Consider the following 19,111-nt stretch of genomic DNA (forward strand, 5'->3'; position numbering starts at 1 on the left):
CGTGGGGAAGAGGGGAAGGTAAGTTCTTTGATAGGAAAAAATACCTTTTTATTATGATAAAACATCAAAATGACGATTAAAGATGAATTATGATCTCCTTACCGTTATAAGAATTGATAATAAGACGTTCGTGAGGATCTCAAAAAGCACCCTATTTAGATAAGAGAATATAGTAAAAGAGTTTTTGTGTTTTTGCTCATTCCGTTCAATAAACAACTTATTTTTATTATCTATCTAATTGATTTTTATTGATATTTATTTTTATTGATAATAACGGATTCGTGCTTTATCAATTAAATACAAATTTATTGCACTTTGTTTATCTAGAATAAAAAAGAAACTAAAGAAGAAATAACATTAGGAATAGATAATCAAGATTAGACTTTTTATATATCTCTATTAGATAAAATAATTGAGAGTGTTTTTTTATATTTACATTTTTGTAAATTTCAACTTATTAATTAATAGATTATTTTTTTAAAATATTTATTATTTACCTGCAAAAAAATGAAATCGATATTAAAATTAATAAAACACAATTAAAAGTGTTTATTTTTAAGTCTTTTATGAAAATAAAAAGTTAATTTTATTATGGAAAATATAAGGAGGTAAATTACACTTAAAAATAAAAACAACATTGCATTAACACAATGGTAACTATTGGGTAATTTATTCGCAACTAGTTAACATTAAAGTGTTTTTTTGATGTTGGTCAAGTTATTAATTGTGGCAAAAATTTCTGAATATGCTTAAATTGGCACACGATCAAATATGCTATTACAAACCTAAAAGTAGTATTGTTGACCTAAGCTCAGAATTCAAATCTGGGTCACGCAAAATATATTTATATTATGTAAATATAAGCGTACTATTTGTAAGGTATTGTGTTTTTGGTCTTTAATATTCGTTGTTGTTTTTAGAGGCATTTATTGCTGGTAGTTATGAGGCTTTATAATTTAATAAAGTCGGGTTGCCGCAAGTCGGTGTCTTCCTGCTAGGAGCAAGGAGTCAAGATGTTTGATATTGTCGAACTGTCACGGTTACAGTTTGCCTTAACAGCAATGTATCACTTCCTGTTTGTCCCATTAACGCTGGGTATGGCGTTTATGCTGGCAATCATGGAAACGATATATGTTCTGTCGGGTAAACAAGTTTACAAAGATATGACAAAGTTCTGGGGTAAGTTATTCGGTATTAACTTTGCTCTGGGTGTTGCAACTGGGTTGACCATGGAGTTCCAATTTGGTACTAACTGGTCATATTTCTCTCATTACGTCGGTGATATCTTCGGTGCGCCTTTAGCAATCGAAGGTTTAATGGCGTTCTTCTTAGAATCAACTTTCGTCGGATTGTTCTTCTTTGGCTGGGATCGCTTAGGTAAGAAGCAGCACTTGATGGTAACTTGGTTAGTTGCTTTCGGTTCTAACTTCTCTGCACTGTGGATCCTTGTTGCGAATGGTTGGATGCAAAACCCTGTCGCTGCAGACTTCAACTTTGAAACCATGCGAATGGAAATGTTGAGTTTTGCTGATCTGGTTTTAAACCCTGTCGCTCAAGTTAAATTTGTTCACACCGTTGCTGCTGGTTACTGTACTGGTGCATTCTTTGTTCTGGGTATCAGCTCTTACTACTTGCTCAAAGGTCGTGATATCGGTTTTGCAAAACGTTCTTTCGCAGTTGCTGCTACTTTTGGTATCGCAGCTGTATTATCTGTTATCGTACTGGGTGATGAATCTGGTTACGAAATGGGTGACGTACAGAAAACCAAACTGGCTGCAATTGAAGGTGAATGGCATACAGAAGCCGCTCCAGCTGCATTTAATCTGATTGCATTCCCTAATCAAGAAAAAATGGAAAACTCGTTTGCATTACAAATCCCTTATGTGATGGGTATTATTGCAACGCGTTCTTTCGATACACCAGTATTAGGTCTTAACGATCTGATGAGTCAACACGAAGTTCGTATTCGTAATGGTATGAAAGCTTACGAATTATTAAGTGAATTGCGTTCAGGTAATACTGATCCTGCTATTCGTGCTGCCTTTAATGACGCTAAACAAGACTTAGGCTACGGTTTATTACTGAAGCGTTATACTGATAAAGTTGTTGATGCAACAGAAGAGCAAATCAAATCTGCTGCAAAAGACACTATTCCTAATGTCGCACCACTGTTTTGGTCATTCCGTATCATGGTTGCCGCAGGCTTCCTGATGTTACTGGTTGTTGCGATTTCCTTCTGGACAGTTCTGTCTAACCGTATTGGTAACTATAAATGGTTACTGCGTGCTGCTCTGTTAAGTATTCCATTACCATGGATTGCAGTTGAAGCAGGTTGGTTTGTTGCAGAATATGGACGTCAACCGTGGGCAATTGGTGAAATCCTTCCTACGGCTGTAGCAACTTCTTCACTGACACAGGCTGATATCCTTGTATCTATGGGTCTTATCTGTGGTCTGTACACATTATTCCTAGTTGCTGAAATGTTCCTGATGTTCAAATTTGGTCGCCTTGGGCCGAGTAGCCTGAAGACGGGTCGCTATCACTTTGAACAGAAGAACGCATCTTCTGCACAAAGTAAGTAACACAGGAGTCCACTATGTTTGATTATGAAGTATTGCGATTTGTTTGGTGGCTACTGATTGGTATCTTACTGATTGGCTTTGCAGTCACTGATGGTTTTGATATGGGTGTGGGTGTGTTACTACGCGTGATCGCTAAAGATGACACTGAACGCCGTATTTTAATTAACTCTGTTGCTCCTCACTGGGATGGTAACCAAGTATGGTTAATTACAGCGGGTGGTGCATTATTCGCTGCATGGCCAATGGTTTATGCTGCGGCATTCTCTGGTTTCTATTTCGGTATGATCTTCGTACTGGCGGCATTATTCTTCCGTCCAGTCGGTTTTGACTACCGCTCTAAACTGGAATCTCCAAAATGGCGTGGCATGTGGGATTGGGGTATCTTTATTGGTAGCTTCGTTCCACCATTAGTTATCGGTGTCGCTTTTGGTAACCTGTTACAAGGTGTTCCATTAGAAGTCGATAGTATGCAACGTGTATCTTATAACGGTACGACTAACGCCCTGATTAACCTGTTAAGCCTATTAAACCCATACGGTTTATTAGCGGGTGTGGTTAGCTTAATGATGATTGTTGCACATGGTGCAAGCTATCTTCAAATGCGTACTACTGGTGAGTTACATGAGCGTACTCGTAAAACAACGTATATTACCTCATTAATTACGTTTATCGCATTCGCATTAGCAGGTGTGTGGTTAATCTATGGTATCGATGGCTTTATTATTACAAGTGCTATTGATACAGCAGGTCCATCATCTCCACTGCTGAAAACCGTTTCTCACGAAGCGGGTGCTTGGATGACTAACTACAACAACTATCCAGTATTATGGGCGCTGCCTGCATTAGGTCTGTTATCTCCATTACTGGCGATTGTTGCAACTAAAGCAAACAAAGGTGGTTGGGCATTCCTGTTCACTTCACTGACTATTGCTTGTGTTATCCTGACTTGTGGTGTGACTATGTTCCCATTTGTGATGCCTTCAAGCACTTTCCCAGATGTGAGCTTAACAATGTGGGATGCAACTTCTAGCCTGTTTACTCTTCAGGTAATGACAGTTGTTGCGATTATCTTTGTACCTATCGTTCTCCTTTACACCATTTGGTGTTACTGGAAAATGCACGGTCGCCTCGATAAGAAATTTATCGAAGGCAATAATCATAGTCTTTACTAAGGAGCATAGAGTATGTGGTATTTTGCATGGCTTCTCGGCACACTCTTCGCTTGTAGTATTGCGGTTATCGCAGGACTGGCTTATGAGCATGCTGAAGCTAAAAAAACTTCAGAAAGTGAAGAATAATGTTGGATAAAAGCTACCAACTACTAGACAAGGGCCCTATTAGGGCTCTTGTTTTAATCATGGCGTTGGTCATGGCATTTTGTGTCATGTGGGATCCTAGCCGATTTGCAGCGAACACAAGTTCACTTGCAATTTGGCAAGGTATTCTTCTTATTTGGTCTGTGTGTGCTGGTGCAACTTTTGGTCTAGCATTTCGTCCTAAACATGTTGTTGCAAAATGTTTATTACATCCAATCCCTGCAATTATTATTTTAGTTGTTGGGTTAAGTTACTTTTTCTTCTAAAAAAATACCTTATTTCTGCTCATAATATGAAAAAGAAATAAGGTATTTTATTTTCTATAAAACCGCGCTAAATTCTTTCGTCCCCGTGTTTCTATAATTGAATATTCTCTTTTAAGTAATCAATAAATAAACGTGTTTTTCTTGGGATGTATTCGCTATAAGGAAAAATAATATTAACGGATTGTGTTAATAGCGATAATTCAGGAAATAGCACTACTAATTGATTTTTCAATAATTCTTGATGAACATACCAATGTGGTAAAATAGCCATTCCTGAATGCGCTAGTACCATTTTCTTTAATGCAGCAATAGTATTTGTTTCGAAGCAGGCATCTTGAGCTAATTGAGAGAGAAGGGTATTGAATTCTGAAGAGGCTGAAAGCTTACTTTGGCGCAAATTACTATTTGCTAAATAAGGAATAGTGTTTAAGTCATTAATGGTTTTTATTGAGAACTTTTGCAACAAATAAGGTGAGATAACTAAACTTATCTCATAATCCGCCAGTTTTGTAGAGCGATAATTACTGTCTTTTAATGTGCCAAGACGAATGGCAAGATCAAGTTTATGGTTTATTAAATCCTCAATAGAAGAATTAAACGCATATTGTACTTTTAGCTTTGGGTGCAACTGCATAAATTGATTAAGTAATGGCAAAATATAGTGTTCACCAAATTCAGCCGTTGAGCTTAATCTCAACGATCCCTGTAATTCTTGTTGTCCTAATCGCGCCTTATCTAAAGTTTGTTCTAACTGATTTAACACTTGGCGAAAATCTTGATAAAGCATTTCACCGGTTTCAGTTAGTGAAAATCGCCGCGTATTACGATTGAGTAATGACACATCTAATTCTGTTTCTAACGCTTTGATATGAATACTCACCATCGATTTACTTAAACGCAAGTATTTTGCCGCTTGAGTAAATGATCCCGTATCAACAACAGCAATAAAAGAGCGAATTCGATCAATTTGATTTTGCATGATTGTTTACTCTGATTAAACAATAAATTCTATTTTGTCAGATAGACGAAATTCGTCAATCTTCCGTACTCTATGCGCGGAGGATTTTTATGACTTACCGCTATCGAATTGCATCTATATTTCTGCTGGGCTTCTTTATAGATTGCATTAACATTTTTATGTCAGCAATTGCATTACCTGCAATTGCCGATGATATGCAGATCTCTATTGTTTCTGTTACATGGGTTTCAAATAGTTATATTCTGGGATTAACATTAATTATTCCATTGAGTCACTGGTTATCTCAACGTTTTGGAATTAAAGCATTGATGGTAACGTCAATGTTGATGTTTAGTTTATCGGTCGCATTAGTGGGATATTCTCACTCTTTCATCGAACTTATTTTTTGGCGCTTTATTCAAGGCGTGAGTGGTGGACTGTTAATCCCAATAGGGCAAGCATTAACTTTTCAATATTTTCAAGGGCATGAGAGAAGTAAAATTTCAACACTTATTATGGCAATAGCCTTGATTGCACCTGCAATATCACCGACATTGGGTGGATTTATTGTTGATGTTGTTTCGTGGCGTTGGGTTTTTTATAGCAATATTCCATTTTCATTGATAACCGCGTTTTTAGCTTTTATCTGGGTAAAAGAGCCTTTACCTAAAGAAAACGCTATACCTGATATTAAAGGTATCATTCTTATTAGTTTGATTATTGTATCTGGATTGTTTGCGTTATCTGCATATGGTGAATATCACTCAATATTACTTGCTTTAGTGATTGCCGTACTTTCAACAATTTTTGCTGTACTTTATTATTACCATTATCGACGCCATTCATCGCCGGTTATTAATCTAGCATTATTAAAAAATAGAAATTTATCACTCTCTATTTTTATTTATTACTGTATTCCAGGTGTTTTTACTGGAGTGAATATCCTCGCTATTTTTTATTTACAACAATATTTAAAATTTACAGGTCAAGGCACGGGTATTTTTATGTTGTTGTATGCACTGGGTGCCTTTATTTCAATGATAATAAGTGGTGCGCTTTATAATAAATTAGGTATGAAACGCTTATTTATTATTGCATTGCTATTACACAGTATTGGTATTTCCTTATTAACCTTTGTAAATAGTAATACAGATATTCCATTACTTATTATTGCATATCTAATTATCGGAGTGGGTGGGGGAATTGGCGCAAACACGGCACAAACCACAGCATTGTATGACTTTAGTGCAAAAAAATTAGTTCAAGCAAGTGTTATTTGGAATATTAACCGACAAGTTGTTTTTAGTGTTGGGGCAACTATGGTTGCTATGTTATTTAATATTTTTTCTCTTTTTTGTTTACCACAAACAGCTTATAGCATGACTTTTTTAATATGCGCATTGATAGGCATATTACCTCTTACTTTATTACTTACACTAAAGAAAAAAGTTATTACACAGGAAATACAAGATGAATTCTAATAGTGATTTAATTATAGAAAGCATTAAATCTTTGCATGATGAGATTGAAACTGTTTTTACGCAATATCCACTACCAGTTGCTGCTATTACAAAAATAGAAAATCTTTTATCTCAAGAGTTTTCAATGGTTGGGATCAGCGGAAAAGCGGTGAGTTATGATGACGTTATTGCGATGTTCAGACAAAATGCAGGAAAAAGAAGTAGTCTGAAAATAAAAACAGATAATTATAAAATAATTTACCAGTCAGATTGTTTGGCGCTTGTCAGATATCAAGAAACACATAGTGAAAATAAGAAAATTCTTATGCGCGAGTCTGTGGTGTTATTAAGACGCAATTCTCATGATGGGAGTTGGCAATGGCACTATCTTCATGAAACCCCAATCTCAAATAATTAATTGATTTATATGGAAAACCAGTTTTTTAACTGGTTTTTTCTGTCATTAAAAATAATACTACTAAATTAGACAATCTATGAATTTCTAATTAGCAAGCATTTTTATGCTGTCTTAATAAAAATATTTTTTCTATTCAGAGCACAAAGCATATTGCGTGTTGCAAAGAAGAGTTTATGATTGGCGCCTGAAAACTGCGTTTTCTATTCTTTACGTTACTACGATTCCCTTAGAGCGACCGCTTAAGTATAGTTAGGTAACCTATAGCTACATTATTTATGGACTTAACTCGGGAAATGTAAGGAAGGTACTATGCAGTTTCTTTGGCCTGTTCGTGTTTATTATGAAGATACTGATGCCGGCGGTGTTGTTTATCACGCCAGTTATCTGAAATATTTTGAACGCGCTAGAACTGAACTACTCAGAGAAAAAGGTTTTCATCAGCATGATTTACGGGAGTATAATCATGTTGTATTTGTTGTACGTAAATTATCAATAGAATATATTGCGCCAGCTCGACTTGATAATCTTTTGCAAGTAGAAAGTGAAATTACCGCATTGCGTGGTGTTTCGATGACATTTTCTCAAAAGATTATTAATGAAGATGGTTGTGTATTGTGTAGCGCAGAAGTGCTCGTTGTCTGCGTAGATTCATCAAAAATGAAGCCAGTAGCGCTTCCTAAGTCCATTATCGCGGAGTTTAAGTAGTGGCTGACATGAATGTTATCGATCTCTTCCTAAAAGCAGGGCTTTTAGTCAAGTTGATCATGTTGCTTTTAATCGGATTTTCTATTGCATCTTGGGCGATTATTATTCAGCGAACTAAAGTTCTGAATGCCGCCGATCGTGAAGCTGCAGATTTTGAAGATAAATTCTGGTCAGGTACTGATTTGGCTCGTTTATATAAAGATAGCCAAGCTCGTCGTGATGAATTATCTGGCTCAGAGCAAATTTTTCATTCTGGCTTTAAAGAATTTGCCCGTTTGCATCAAGCAAGCGTTCATGCTCCTGATGCGGTTGTTAATGGTGCATCAAGGGCTATGCGTGTTTCTTTCAATCGTGAATTAGAATCTTTAGAGAATAATATTCCTTTCCTTGGTACTGTCGGTTCTATCAGCCCATATATTGGTCTGTTCGGTACAGTCTGGGGGATTATGCACGCATTTATTGCATTAGGTAGTGTTAAACAAGCAACATTACAAATGGTCGCACCCGGCATTGCTGAAGCTCTGATTGCAACAGCTATCGGTTTATTTGCGGCAATCCCCGCAGTTATGGCTTATAACCGGTTTACGCAGCGTGTAAATAAACTGGAACAAAGTTACGATAACTTTATGGAAGAGTTCCTGACGATTTTACATCGCCAAGCTTTTACCTCCGCAGAAAAGAAATAGTTAACGCAGAAGGAGAGAGCTGATGGCACGGGGTCGCAGTAGCCGCCGAGGCGTAAAATCAGAGATTAACATTGTTCCTTTGCTCGACGTATTGTTAGTGCTGTTACTTATTTTTATGGCAACAGCACCTATTATCTCGCAAAGTGTTGAGGTTGATCTTCCTGAAGCAACAGAGACACAAACTGTTTCAAGTAACGATAACCCTCCTGTAATTGTTGAAGTTGCAGGTGTTGGGCAATACAACATTCGTGTTGATCAGGAAGTGTTAGAATTATTACCACAAGAACAGATTATGGCTGAAGCTAAACGACAACTGGAAAAAAATCCGAAAGTTGTCTTTCTTATTGGCGGTGCTAAAGATGTTCCTTATGATGAGATAATTAAAGCGCTCAACATGTTACGTCAAGCAGGTGTTAAGTCTGTAGGTTTAATGACTCAGCCTATGTAATTAGGTTGAAATAAGTTTGGATGATAGCGTGGGAAAGAAGACGAAACCAACCCGAAGTAAATTGAGCGGTTCAGTTATCTTGTCTACCGCCTTGCATTTACTCGTTGTCGCATTGCTTATCTGGGGGTCATTAACTCAGAAATGGGATTTAGGTGGTGGCGGTGGATCTGATGGACAAGTTATTGATGCTATTATGGTTGATCCTAATGCGGTGGTACAACAGTATAACCAGCAAAAAGCGCAACAAGCTAACGTCCAAAAAGCCGAGCAAGAGCGAAAAGAGCGTGCTGAGCAACAAGAAGAAGAGTTGCGTCAGCAGCAAATGAAAGAACAAGAACGTTTGAAAACGTTAGAAGTTGAACGTTTACAAGCGAAAGAAGCGGCAGAAGCTCAAAAACGTGAATCTGCATTAGCTGCTGCTAAAGCAAAAGAAGAACAAAAAGTTGCAGAAGAAGCGGCTGCACAAGCGAAAGCAGAGCGCGATCGCATCTTAAGAGAACAAGCTGATGCTAAAAAGCAAGCTGAGGCAGAAGCCAAGAAACAAGCAGAATTAGCCGCGAAACAAAAAGCGGAAGAAGCGAAGGCTAAAGCAGAAGCCGATGCTAAAGCCAAAGCTGAAGCGGATGCAAAAGCCAAAGCAGAAGCCGATGCTAAAGCAAAGGCTGCCGCAGAAGCGAAAGCTAAAGCAGCGGCAGAAGCCAAAGCAAAAGCGGCAGCTCAACAGCAAAGTAAAACAGTAAATAATTTACTTGATGGTTTAGTGGCTGACGGTAGCAAACAAAGCGGTGCATCAGCAGCAGGCCAAGGCGGTGGAAATCGTACTGGCGCAAATGGTGAAGGTGTAGATCGCTATAAAGGCCAACTGAAAGTTGCAATAGAACAGAAGTTTATTGATCCTGAATTATACAAAGGTAAAACTTGTGAGCTAAGAATTAGCATTGCACCTGATGGGATGCTAATTAATGCGAAGATTGCAGGTGGCGATCCTGCATTATGCCAAGTGGCATTAAGAGCGGCGAATACAGCTACACTACCGAAGCCACCGAAAGATGTTTATGAACAAGTAAAATCATCAGTAATTGAGTTTAAACCATAAAACTGTCTGATTGTAGGAAAACATACACTAATTTATAGCTATTTTAGAATGTTATTGATGCGTTGTATGGTGTTGTTGAAAAGCGTTTGTTACTATTCTGTGCGTTATTGCGTAATAACCGCAATAATAAAAGGGAGACATGATGAAGCAGGCATTAAATGTTATTTTCGGGCTTTTGATTTTATGCGTAACCACTCTGGCTAACGCTGAAGTTCGAATTGAAATTACACAAGGGGTAAATACTGCACGCCCTATTGGTGTTGTTCCTTTTAAATGGGAAGGCACAGGTCAAATGCCAGAAGATGTTGCTGGTATAATTGCGGCTGATTTACGAAATAGCGGAAAATTTAATCCGATTGATGTGTCTCGTATACCTCAACAACCAGTTACTGCTTCTGAAGTCCAACCTGCACTTTGGACGGCATTAGGTATTGACTCTGTTGTCGTAGGTCGTGTGCAACCATCAGCGGATGGTCAATATTTAGTGAGCTATCAGTTAGTCGACGTTGCTGGCTCTCCAGGTGCGGTTTTATCTCAAAGCGAGTTTAAAGTTCCATCTAAATGGTTGCGTTACTCTGCACATACCGCTAGTGATGAAGTTTTTGAAAAACTGACGGGTATTCGTGGTGCATTCCGTACACGTATTGCTTATGTTGTTGTGACAAATGGTGGCGCATATCCTTATGAATTGCGCGTTTCAGATTATGATGGATTTAACCAAGACCGTGTTTATCGTTCATCACAGCCATTAATGTCACCAGCATGGTCACCAGATGGTGCTAAACTTGCATATGTGACCTTTGAAAGTGGTCAATCTGCTTTAGTGGTACAAACATTAGCAACAGGTGAAATTCGCCAAATTGCATCATTCCCAAGACATAATGGTGCACCTTCGTTTTCACCTGATGGCTCTAAACTTGCATTTGCTCTTTCTAAGAGCGGTAGCTTAAATCTGTATGTTATGGATTTAGCAAGTGGGAATATGACACAGGTAACCAATGGTAGAAGTAATAATACTGAGCCATCTTGGATGCCAGATGGGCAGACTTTGGTCTATACTTCAGATCAAGGTGGAAACCCTCAAATTTATAAGGTTAATATTAACGGAGGAACACCAGAGCGTATTACTTGGGAAGGTAGACAAAACCAAAACCCAGCAGTAAGCCCAGACGGTAGTTTCTTAGTTATGGTAAGTTCTGCAAGCGGTAGGCAACATATCGCTAAGCAGGATCTAGAAACTAATTCTGTACAATATCTAACAGATACGTTTCTGGATGAAACGCCAAGCATCGCTCCTAATGGCACAATGGTTATTTATAGCTCTACACAAGGCTTAGGCACCATTTTGCAGCTAGTATCGACAGATGGACGTTTCAAAGCGCGTCTTCCGGCGACTGACGGTCAGGTTAAATCACCTGCCTGGTCACCGTTTATGTGATGCATAAAAATTATGTATGGCAAACAAATAAAGGAACAAATAGAGATGCAATTAAACAAAGTGTTTAAAGGGTTGATGTTAGCATTACCACTCGTTGCTGTTGCAGCATGTAGCTCAAACAAAAACGACGATCAAACTGATACAAACAATGTACCAGTTGTTGAACAAGGTCCTACTGCTGAAGAATTAGCACGTCAGCAATTAGAACAACTGAAACAACAAAACATCGTTTACTTCGGTTTTGACAAATATGACATTAGCTCAGACTACGCTAACCTGTTAGATGCACACGCAGCATTCCTGCGTTCAAATCCATCAGTACGTATCACTGTAGAAGGTCATGCTGACGAACGCGGTACTCCAGAATACAACATCGCTCTGGGCGAACGTCGTGCAAACGCTGTGAAAATGTACCTGCAAGGTAAAGGCGTATCTGCTGATCAACTGTCAATCGTTTCTTACGGTAAAGAAAAACCAGCTGTACTGGGTCATGACGAAGCCGCTTATGCGAAAAACCGTCGTGCAGTACTGGATTACTAAGAGAACGGCATGAACAACAGTAACTTCAGACCTTTCTTGATGAGTCTGTTGTTACTGGTTGGCGTAGCGGCTCCTGTAGCCGCTATTGCCCAAGCGCCAATCAGTAATATCGGTTCAGGTTCGACCGATGAACGACTCGCCCAACTTGAGCGTTTTTCAAATGCTCACAGCCAGCTTTTGACCCAATTACAGCAACAACTCGCTGATTCTCAGCGTGATATTGATATGTTACGTGGTCAAATTCAGGAAAATCAATACCAGTTAAATCAAGTTGTTGAACGCCAACGTAACATCTATCAACAATTAGATAGCCTTGGTGGCGGAGCTTCAACATCAACAGAAGCCACTCAACCTGATAATACTGCTTCTTCAACACCTCCTGCGGCAACTAATTCAGGACAAGGTGATGAGAAGGCCGATTATAATGCAGCAATTGATATCGTATTGAATTCTAAAGATTACGATAAGGCAATTGTTGAATTAAACAACTTTATCAATAACTATCCGAAGTCTAGCTATCAATCAAATGCACAATTTTGGTTGGGTCAGATGTATTATCTAAAAGGTAATAAGGATCAGGCTGCAAGCACATTTGCTATTGTTGTTAAAAACTATCCAAAATCTCAAAAAGCAAGTGAAGCCTTTTATAAAATAGGTTTGATCATGCAAGAGAAAGGGCAAAAGGATAATGCTAAAGCTGTTTACCAACAAGTGATTAAGCAATATCCAAATAGCGCTGGCGCTAAATTAGCGCAAAAGCAGCTAGGAACACTCTAATTATTGACCCCGTAATGTAAAATGTTGCATTTTCGGGGTTAAATGATTGTTTTTTCAGCGGTTGAATGTTTTTTTGAAAAAAAACATTGCACAAAAACATTAAATCAGTATTATTACCCGCCGTTGCCACAGAGAATGTGGCGAGTTCGAAAAAGGGTCGTTAGCTCAGTCGGTAGAGCAGTTGACTTTTAATCAATTGGTCGGGCGTTCGAATCGCCCACGACCCACCATTTTCGAACATCAATCCGTTTTTATTGAAATGGGTCGTTAGCTCAGTCGGTAGAGCAGTTGACTTTTAATCAATTGGTCGGGCGTTCGAATCGCCCACGACCCACCATTTCAATCCCTTCTCCGTATATCTATCATTCCCTAAACAGAACAGTAAGCAAACTCTTAGCTATTTTTCTATTTTTTGATAATGCAGTGCATTGTTTTATTAAACAATGAAGATAGTTTTCTCAAAATTGAAAAAACTACCTCGCTTTAATTAACAATCACATTGAAATCAGTAATGACAAACAATCGATGATGTAATCTGGGTGTATTCATTTTCAGTCAAAAATTCATTGTCAATCAGCCAATTACTGACAAGTTCTTGCGTTTTTATCGCAGTATCAATTGGGTGATTTAGCTGTTTTGAAGCATCAAGAAAAAATGCCATCATCACAGAAAGAGCGGCGGCGGCTTCATAAGGGGTACTCATTGCAAGTGTACTCTCTAATGAACGTAATGAATAAAACTTAGGTAGCCACTCTTTTAGGTTTTTTCCTTGATACCACACATCTTGTGTTGATGTTTGTAATGCAACTTGTTCAAGTAAGGCTATCAACCATTCACGCATATCATTCATGCGATAATTAGCAAACCAAAACTCATGGCGTAGAATGGCTACAGCGACTTGTGTGACTTCAAACCAGAATTCTTGAGCATTGCTGTAAGCTTCCTCTTTTGAAAGCACAGGAGGCGTTATAACGCTAATTTCAGGAAGTCCGTCACATAAACCTGTTTTATCAAGTAGGATTTGATATCCACGCTGGTAAACTGGACTGAGCCCTTCACTTTTCATGTTAAAAATACGTTCAGGCTCTGCCATCATGATATCCATTTTGCGACCTTGAGCTAAAACATGTAAATAAATAGGCCAAAGCTTACCTTTAGGATCTTCACACTCTAATTGTAAGTTAACAAGGTCATCACCAAATTGTGATAACCAATGTCGGTTTTTTGCGAGTTCAGTCGCACCATAACCGATAAGCTCTATATCAATATCAGAATAACTGTCTATCTTTTTATTGCGGCCTAATGATCCTGTTAGTACTACAGCTTCAATTCTAGGATCAAGGAGGGCAAAAGATAGTATGTGATCGATTAAACGTGTTGTTGGCTCCATATTTCTCTCTAGTAAGTAAAACGTATAAAGTTATTTGCCGTTTTTATTGTTTAAAAAGTGAATCAGAATAATTTGTTTAGTATATAAAACATTTATTTGTTATTTTTATTAACTAGCAACATAATATTTAGTATCAAAAACACAGTACTATTATAAATATGAATTTATAATATATCTTTACTACTTTGCAAAGATGTCGCAATAACCCATATTTTCTTTGTTTTTTCTATGATTAAGTCGGGGTTGTAAAATGGATGTCATGAGTTGGTTTAGTATCAATAATATTTTAGTCAATATTCCGTTAGGAGAGGGAGGATATCCGCTTTCATGGATTGAAGCTGTCGGTACTATTGCTGGACTATTGTGTATTTGGCTTGCCAGTCAGGAAAAAATTATTAACTATTTATTTGGACTGATTAATGTCACCTTATTTGCCATTATATTTTTCCAAATTCAGCTGTATGCAAGCTTATTACTTCAAATTTTCTTCTTCGCAGCCAATATTTATGGATGGTATGCATGGAGCAGAGTGAATGACTTTGAGCAAGCGGAGTTAAGAATACGTTGGTTAAAATCAAGTCATCGTCTCTTTTTAATCGTTGTTTCAATAGCTGCCATTGCCGCTCTTACTTTCAATATTGATACTGTATTTGGCTATTTAGCCGTTGTTGCTGTTGATATATTAAATGTCTTTGGTGCAAATTTAGCTACGCCAGTTCTTGAACCTGACGCATACCCATTCTGGGACTCAGCAATGACAGTGCTTTCTATTGTCGCGATGATCTTAATGACACGGAAACTAGTTGAAAATTGGCTAGTTTGGTCTGTTATTAACGTGATTAGTATTGTTATATTCTACAAACAAGGTGTTTATGCAATGTCTGTTGAATATATCATCTTACTTGCTATCGCGATTAATGGTTCTCGCTTGTGGATCAAAACAGCAAAACGCTCTAGCAGAAATAATTATCTCTCCTAATAAAAAAGGCTGGTAGAGTTATCTTTCTCTCCAGCCTTACTATTCATTGTTTTTATTCTTATTCTTAACGCAATTTTGAATCATTATTTTGCTTAAGTGCGCTATTTCCCTTTATGTTGAAATTTTTAGAAAGGTGACTATAGGTGCTTTATATTGAAAGGGTGTTTACAGATAGAAAACGAATGGTTAGATTGGAAAAGCAATAATAACATTGACTAGATAACATAGAGTGGATACACGGGAATGAATTATCAAAATGATGACCTTAAAATAACACAAATTAATGAACTCTTACCGCCAGTGGCTTTATTGGAAAAGTTTCCAGCGACTGATAATGCGGCTTTTACAGTTCGTCATGCCCGTGAAGCTATTCATCAAATCCTAGCTGGAAAAGATGATCGTCTATTAGTGGTAATTGGACCTTGTTCTATTCATGATCCGAAAGCTGCGCTGGAGTATGCACAACGTTTAAGTCTTATTAGAGAAGAGCTTAAAGACAACCTTGAAATTGTAATGCGTGTTTATTTTGAAAAACCACGCACAACTGTAGGTTGGAAAGGTTTAATTAACGATCCTCATATGGATCATACTTTTGATATTAATGAAGGTTTACGCATTGCTCGTAATCTTTTATTAACGATTAATGATAGTGGCTTGCCAACGGCTGGCGAGTTCTTAGATATGATAACGCCGCAATACGTTGCTGATTTAATGAGTTGGGGCGCAATTGGCGCTCGTACTACAGAATCACAAGTTCACCGTGAGCTTTCATCTGGCTTATCTTGCCCTGTTGGTTTTAAAAATGGTACAGATGGCACCATTAAAGTAGCGATTGATGCGATTAATGCTGCGGGATCGCCACACTGTTTTCTTTCTGTAACCAAATGGGGACATTCTGCCATTGTGCGCACAGCAGGTAATGCTGATTGCCATATTATTTTACGTGGTGGCAAAGAGCCGAATTACAGTGCTGAACATGTTGCCGCTGTAAAAGAAGGGCTTAAAAAAGCCGGTTTACCACAAAATGTAATGGTAGATTTCAGTCACGCAAATAGTTGCAAGAAATTTGAAAAACAAATGGAAGTTGGTGCTGATATTTGCCAACAAATTAGCGCGGGTGAAAAAGCATTAATTGGCGTTATGATCGAAAGTCATTTAGTGGAAGGTAGCCAATCATTAGAAAGCGGTGAGCCTTTAGTTTATGGCAAAAGCATCACTGATGCATGTATTGGTTGGGATGATACCGAAACGCTGTTACGCCAATTAGCAGATGCGGTTGTGGCTCGTCGTAATAAAGCGTAATAATTAAATTTAGAGTATAAAAAATGCCACTTTTACGTGGCATTTTTTTATGTAACTCAAAATAAAATTATTTTGCTTTACCTTGGTTAGCAACAGCGGCTGCTTTTGCTGCGATTTCGTCAGCATTACCTAAGTAGTAACGTTTGATTGGTTTCATGTTTTCATCAAACTCATAAACTAAAGGTACAGCAGTTGGGATATTCAGCTCAAGAATTTCATCTTCGCTCATGTTGTCTAGGTATTTAACCAGAGCACGCAGTGAGTTACCGTGAGCGGCGATGATAACTTTCTCACCAGAAGCAACACGCGGTTTGATCACTTCTTCCCAGTATGGTGTTACACGGTCGATAGTCAATGCTAGGCTTTCAGTTAATGGCAGTTCTGCCGCAGTTAAAGATGCATAACGTGGATCTTTACCTGGGAAACGTTCATCATCTTTAGTTAATTCTGGTGGAGTGATCGAAAAACCACGACGCCATTGTTTAACTTGCTCATCACCGTATTTTTCAGCGGTTTCAGCTTTGTTTAAGCCTTGCAGAGCGCCGTAATGACGTTCGTTTAATTTCCAGCTTTTTTCAACTGGCAGCCATTGTTGATCAACTTGATCAAGAATGTTCCACAGGGTGTGAATTGCGCGTTTCAGAACAGAAGTATATGCATAGTCAAAAGCAAAACCTTCAGCTTTCAGCAGTTTACCTGCTTCTTGCGCTTCATTACGGCCTTTTTCGGACAGCTCAACGTCAGTCCAGCCTGTAAAACGGTTTTCTTTGTTCCATACACTTTCACCGTGTCGAACTAGCACAAGCTTAGTTACTGCCATAGTTTAGACTCCTATAATTACTTTCTTAATATAAGTTTAAAATTAGCACTTCAATCATTATATGGATCATCGACAAGAACGCCAAACATAAGTGACAAAACAAGGGTGATTAAGTCAAAAATGTCGTTTGTTCGATGAATTATTGCACAGTTGTCACACCTTTTGCTTAATCGTTCAAGCTATTAATCTAGCGGGATCGGCGTAAAAAAACAAAATATCCGTTTTGTATAAAAAATAGACGAAATGGCGTCCATAAAAACGACATATTTTTTATTTATTATTGTTCAAATAATATGCAAAAAATGTCGATTTAAATAAAAAATTCAGACGCTAAGTTTAGCGTTAATTTCCAAAATCATTGCCCTGATTATGACAGTAAAAATCCATATTTAACAAATTTCTTGCTGATAGCGATAAATTTCGCCGTCTTTAATAAAAGTCAATCGATGAGTAATACATAATGGTGCGTCTTCTTGATGGTGACTCACAAATAAAAGCTGTGTATTACTATGGCTTATCATGATATCAATAAAACGCTGTACTAAGAGTCGATTCGTTGTGTCTAATCCTTGCAGTGGTTCATCTAGAATAAGCAAAGTAGGGTGCTTAACCAAGGCTCTAACAATTAACACTAAACGTTGTTGTCCCCAAGATAAGGAATGAAATGGATTATTGGCATGGGCTGTTAAACCAATCAATGCTAACCATTCATCAGCGAGTTTAAGCTGTTTATCTGTAATAGCCTGATAAATACCAATTGAGTCATGAAAACCTGAAATAATGACATTTTTTACACTTGAAGAGACACGATAGCTTTGGTGTAAGGCATTACTGACATAACCAATATGGCGTTTAATTTCCCATACTGTTTCGCCACTTCCTCTTTTACGGCCAAATAATGTTAAGTCATTACTATAGCCTTGAGGGTGATCGCCAGTAATCAAACTTAATAATGTCGATTTTCCTGCGCCATTAGGACCTAAGATTTGCCAATGTTGTTGCGGTTTGACTTCCCATGTTAAATGATAAAGTACGGGTTTATCGTTATAACTCACTACACCATTTTTTAAAATGATTGGAGAAAGTGTTGGAGATAATTGTGGGATTGCATCTGGCGAGTCTTGTTCAGGTAATGTGAAGCTTTTAAGTGTTTCACTGTGAGATAATTGTGCGATCACTGAATCAGATAAAATCGACTCCTTTTCACCTTTAGCCACTAATTCGCAATGAATAAGTAAACCTGCATGTTGAATAAAATCAGGAATATCATTAAAACGATTTAAAATGAGTACAATCGTCAGATTTTGTTGATGTAATAGTATGAGTAATTCATTTAGTGCACGACGAGAATCAATATCTAGACCATCAAAAGGCTCATCTAAGATTAATAGATCAGGTTCATTCATTAACAGTTGAATAAGCAGTATTTTGCGAGATTCACCAGTAGAAAGGTATTTAAAACGTCTTGATAATAAGTATTCAACACCAAACTGTTTTGCTAATAAAAGACACTTATCATTATCTTTTACCTGCATTTGGATAACTTGAGCAACCGTTAAACCTGTGTCTTCTTCACCTTCACTGAGTAAATCGGTGTTATTACGACGCCACTCTTCTTCAATCATTTTTTGTAGTTTTTCAAAAGAGAGGCTAATTGGCCGAGTAAAGGTATTAATGAACTCACCTGATAGCAAGACACCTTCTTGACATAATGCGTTTGCTAATGCGCTTTTCCCACTTCCATTACTGCCTACAAATGCCCAACTATCACCTTCATTAATTGTTAAATCATTAATTTGCAAACAGAGTGCATCGCTTAATCGAAATTGTGTTTTTTTGAGTTGCAAGTATTTCATTATTTTTATCCGTCGCTTTTTAGAGCAAGTAGAGTACTTACCAATATCGGGTTAACTAATAATTGTCAATATTT

The 19,111-nt window shown here is 37.7% G+C and carries 19 protein-coding genes and 2 tRNA genes; 17 read left to right on the forward strand and 4 right to left on the reverse strand.

Features of this window, described 5'->3' with window-relative positions; genetic code table 11:
- Positions 1–1,013 precede the first annotated feature (1,013 nt).
- The 4 genes from cydA to ybgE are packed head-to-tail and all read left to right on the forward strand — an operon-like array spanning position 1,014 to position 4,164.
- Complete coding sequence (gene cydA / locus F1325_RS05240) at positions 1,014–2,582, forward strand: cytochrome ubiquinol oxidase subunit I (RefSeq protein ID WP_109373951.1); 1,569 nt, start codon at positions 1,014–1,016, stop codon at positions 2,580–2,582.
- A 14-nt stretch (positions 2,583–2,596) separates the two neighbouring features.
- Positions 2,597–3,754, forward strand: coding sequence for a cytochrome d ubiquinol oxidase subunit II (gene cydB / locus F1325_RS05245; protein WP_109373952.1), 1,158 nt, complete (start codon positions 2,597–2,599; stop codon positions 3,752–3,754).
- A 12-nt stretch (positions 3,755–3,766) separates the two neighbouring features.
- Positions 3,767–3,880: a cytochrome bd-I oxidase subunit CydX gene (gene cydX, locus F1325_RS05250; protein ID WP_004244425.1), complete on the forward strand. Its 114-nt coding sequence runs from the start codon at positions 3,767–3,769 to the stop codon at positions 3,878–3,880.
- A complete protein-coding gene (gene ybgE / locus F1325_RS05255; RefSeq protein ID WP_075672722.1) occupies positions 3,880–4,164 on the forward strand; it encodes a cyd operon protein YbgE in 285 nt (94 codons plus the stop codon). Before cydX ends, ybgE begins: the two co-directional genes overlap by 1 nt.
- Positions 4,165–4,255: 91 nt before the next feature.
- Here the strand turns inward: ybgE and F1325_RS05260 are convergent, their stop codons facing one another.
- A complete protein-coding gene (locus F1325_RS05260) occupies positions 4,256–5,143 on the reverse strand; it encodes a LysR family transcriptional regulator (protein ID WP_109373953.1) in 888 nt (295 codons plus the stop codon).
- 89 nt (positions 5,144–5,232) lie between these two features.
- Between F1325_RS05260 and F1325_RS05265 the strand changes: the two genes are divergently transcribed.
- The 11 genes from F1325_RS05265 to F1325_RS05315 all read left to right on the forward strand — a co-directional run bounded on the left by F1325_RS05265 (position 5,233) and on the right by F1325_RS05315 (position 13,027).
- Positions 5,233–6,603 (forward strand): MFS transporter, encoded by a 1,371-nt coding sequence (locus F1325_RS05265; RefSeq protein WP_109373954.1) that lies wholly within the window; start codon positions 5,233–5,235, stop codon positions 6,601–6,603.
- Entirely contained in the window at positions 6,593–7,000 is a 408-nt protein-coding gene (locus tag F1325_RS05270; RefSeq protein ID WP_109373955.1) for a DUF4440 domain-containing protein, read from the forward strand. The genes F1325_RS05265 and F1325_RS05270 overlap by 11 nt, the downstream gene beginning before the upstream one ends.
- Before the next feature lie 309 nt (positions 7,001–7,309).
- Positions 7,310–7,705, forward strand: a complete 396-nt coding sequence (gene ybgC / locus F1325_RS05275) for a tol-pal system-associated acyl-CoA thioesterase (protein WP_160230075.1) — start codon at positions 7,310–7,312, stop codon at positions 7,703–7,705.
- A complete protein-coding gene (gene tolQ, locus F1325_RS05280) occupies positions 7,705–8,391 on the forward strand; it encodes a Tol-Pal system protein TolQ (RefSeq protein ID WP_109373957.1) in 687 nt (228 codons plus the stop codon). Before ybgC ends, tolQ begins: the two co-directional genes overlap by 1 nt.
- A 22-nt stretch (positions 8,392–8,413) precedes the next feature.
- Positions 8,414–8,839, forward strand: coding sequence for a colicin uptake protein TolR (tolR, locus tag F1325_RS05285; protein ID WP_109373958.1), 426 nt, complete (start codon positions 8,414–8,416; stop codon positions 8,837–8,839).
- A gap of 28 nt (positions 8,840–8,867) precedes the next feature.
- Positions 8,868–9,935 carry a cell envelope integrity protein TolA gene (tolA, locus tag F1325_RS05290; protein WP_160230076.1) on the forward strand — a complete coding sequence of 356 codons (1,068 nt, stop codon included), beginning with the start codon at positions 8,868–8,870 and terminating at the stop codon, positions 9,933–9,935.
- A 142-nt stretch (positions 9,936–10,077) separates the two neighbouring features.
- Positions 10,078–11,373, forward strand: a complete 1,296-nt coding sequence (gene tolB / locus F1325_RS05295) for a Tol-Pal system beta propeller repeat protein TolB (RefSeq protein WP_109373960.1) — start codon at positions 10,078–10,080, stop codon at positions 11,371–11,373.
- A gap of 45 nt (positions 11,374–11,418) precedes the next feature.
- On the forward strand, positions 11,419–11,913 hold the full coding sequence (gene pal / locus F1325_RS05300; protein ID WP_100159459.1) for a peptidoglycan-associated lipoprotein Pal: 495 nt from the start codon (positions 11,419–11,421) through the stop codon (positions 11,911–11,913).
- 9 nt (positions 11,914–11,922) lie between these two features.
- Entirely contained in the window at positions 11,923–12,690 is a 768-nt protein-coding gene (gene ybgF, locus F1325_RS05305; protein WP_100159460.1) for a tol-pal system protein YbgF, read from the forward strand.
- A 154-nt stretch (positions 12,691–12,844) separates the two neighbouring features.
- Positions 12,845–12,920 (forward strand) — tRNA-Lys (locus tag F1325_RS05310).
- Between the two features lie 31 nt (positions 12,921–12,951).
- Positions 12,952–13,027: transfer RNA gene (locus F1325_RS05315), tRNA-Lys, on the forward strand.
- A 168-nt stretch (positions 13,028–13,195) separates the two neighbouring features.
- On the opposite strand, the gene F1325_RS05320 is transcribed toward F1325_RS05315, so the two are convergent.
- Positions 13,196–14,080: an aminoglycoside 6-adenylyltransferase gene (locus F1325_RS05320; protein WP_109373961.1), complete on the reverse strand. Its 885-nt coding sequence runs from the start codon at positions 14,078–14,080 to the stop codon at positions 13,196–13,198.
- Positions 14,081–14,330: 250 nt separating this feature from the next.
- On the opposite strand from F1325_RS05320, the gene pnuC reads away from it, so the two are divergent.
- Together pnuC and aroG are read left to right on the forward strand one after the other, a co-directional pair.
- Entirely contained in the window at positions 14,331–15,059 is a 729-nt protein-coding gene (gene pnuC / locus F1325_RS05325) for a nicotinamide riboside transporter PnuC (RefSeq protein ID WP_109373962.1), read from the forward strand.
- Between the two features lie 243 nt (positions 15,060–15,302).
- Positions 15,303–16,361, forward strand: coding sequence for a 3-deoxy-7-phosphoheptulonate synthase AroG (aroG, locus tag F1325_RS05330; RefSeq protein WP_109373963.1), 1,059 nt, complete (start codon positions 15,303–15,305; stop codon positions 16,359–16,361).
- 67 nt (positions 16,362–16,428) lie between these two features.
- Here the strand turns inward: aroG and gpmA are convergent, their stop codons facing one another.
- Together gpmA and modF are read right to left on the reverse strand one after the other, a co-directional pair.
- A complete protein-coding gene (gpmA, locus tag F1325_RS05335; RefSeq protein ID WP_160230077.1) occupies positions 16,429–17,181 on the reverse strand; it encodes a 2,3-diphosphoglycerate-dependent phosphoglycerate mutase in 753 nt (250 codons plus the stop codon).
- 389 nt (positions 17,182–17,570) lie between these two features.
- Entirely contained in the window at positions 17,571–19,037 is a 1,467-nt protein-coding gene (modF, locus tag F1325_RS05340) for a molybdate ABC transporter ATP-binding protein ModF (protein WP_160230078.1), read from the reverse strand.
- Positions 19,038–19,111: the final 74 nt, after the last annotated feature.

It is taken from the genome of Proteus columbae (assembly GCF_009914335.1).
GTDB lineage: Bacteria > Pseudomonadota > Gammaproteobacteria > Enterobacterales > Enterobacteriaceae > Proteus.

Bases quoted from the DNA above. Each gene is read 5' to 3' on its own strand.
- aroG (WP_109373963.1), top strand. From the start codon at position 15,303: ATGAATTATCAAAATGATGACCTTAAAATAACACAAATTAATGAACTC.
- ybgF (WP_100159460.1), top strand. From the start codon at position 11,923: ATGAACAACAGTAACTTCAGACCTTTCTTGATGAGTCTGTTGTTACTG.
- cydA (WP_109373951.1), top strand. From the start codon at position 1,014: ATGTTTGATATTGTCGAACTGTCACGGTTACAGTTTGCCTTAACAGCA.
- F1325_RS05265 (WP_109373954.1), top strand. From the start codon at position 5,233: ATGACTTACCGCTATCGAATTGCATCTATATTTCTGCTGGGCTTCTTT.
- F1325_RS05260 (WP_109373953.1), bottom strand. From the start codon at position 5,143: ATGCAAAATCAAATTGATCGAATTCGCTCTTTTATTGCTGTTGTTGAT.
- ybgE (WP_075672722.1), top strand. From the start codon at position 3,880: ATGTTGGATAAAAGCTACCAACTACTAGACAAGGGCCCTATTAGGGCT.
- pal (WP_100159459.1), top strand. From the start codon at position 11,419: ATGCAATTAAACAAAGTGTTTAAAGGGTTGATGTTAGCATTACCACTC.
- ybgC (WP_160230075.1), top strand. From the start codon at position 7,310: ATGCAGTTTCTTTGGCCTGTTCGTGTTTATTATGAAGATACTGATGCC.
- F1325_RS05320 (WP_109373961.1), bottom strand. From the start codon at position 14,080: ATGGAGCCAACAACACGTTTAATCGATCACATACTATCTTTTGCCCTC.
- F1325_RS05270 (WP_109373955.1), top strand. From the start codon at position 6,593: ATGAATTCTAATAGTGATTTAATTATAGAAAGCATTAAATCTTTGCAT.
- gpmA (WP_160230077.1), bottom strand. From the start codon at position 17,181: ATGGCAGTAACTAAGCTTGTGCTAGTTCGACACGGTGAAAGTGTATGG.
- tolR (WP_109373958.1), top strand. From the start codon at position 8,414: ATGGCACGGGGTCGCAGTAGCCGCCGAGGCGTAAAATCAGAGATTAAC.
- modF (WP_160230078.1), bottom strand. From the start codon at position 19,037: ATGAAATACTTGCAACTCAAAAAAACACAATTTCGATTAAGCGATGCA.
- pnuC (WP_109373962.1), top strand. From the start codon at position 14,331: ATGGATGTCATGAGTTGGTTTAGTATCAATAATATTTTAGTCAATATT.
- cydX (WP_004244425.1), top strand. From the start codon at position 3,767: ATGTGGTATTTTGCATGGCTTCTCGGCACACTCTTCGCTTGTAGTATT.
- tolB (WP_109373960.1), top strand. From the start codon at position 10,078: ATGAAGCAGGCATTAAATGTTATTTTCGGGCTTTTGATTTTATGCGTA.
- cydB (WP_109373952.1), top strand. From the start codon at position 2,597: ATGTTTGATTATGAAGTATTGCGATTTGTTTGGTGGCTACTGATTGGT.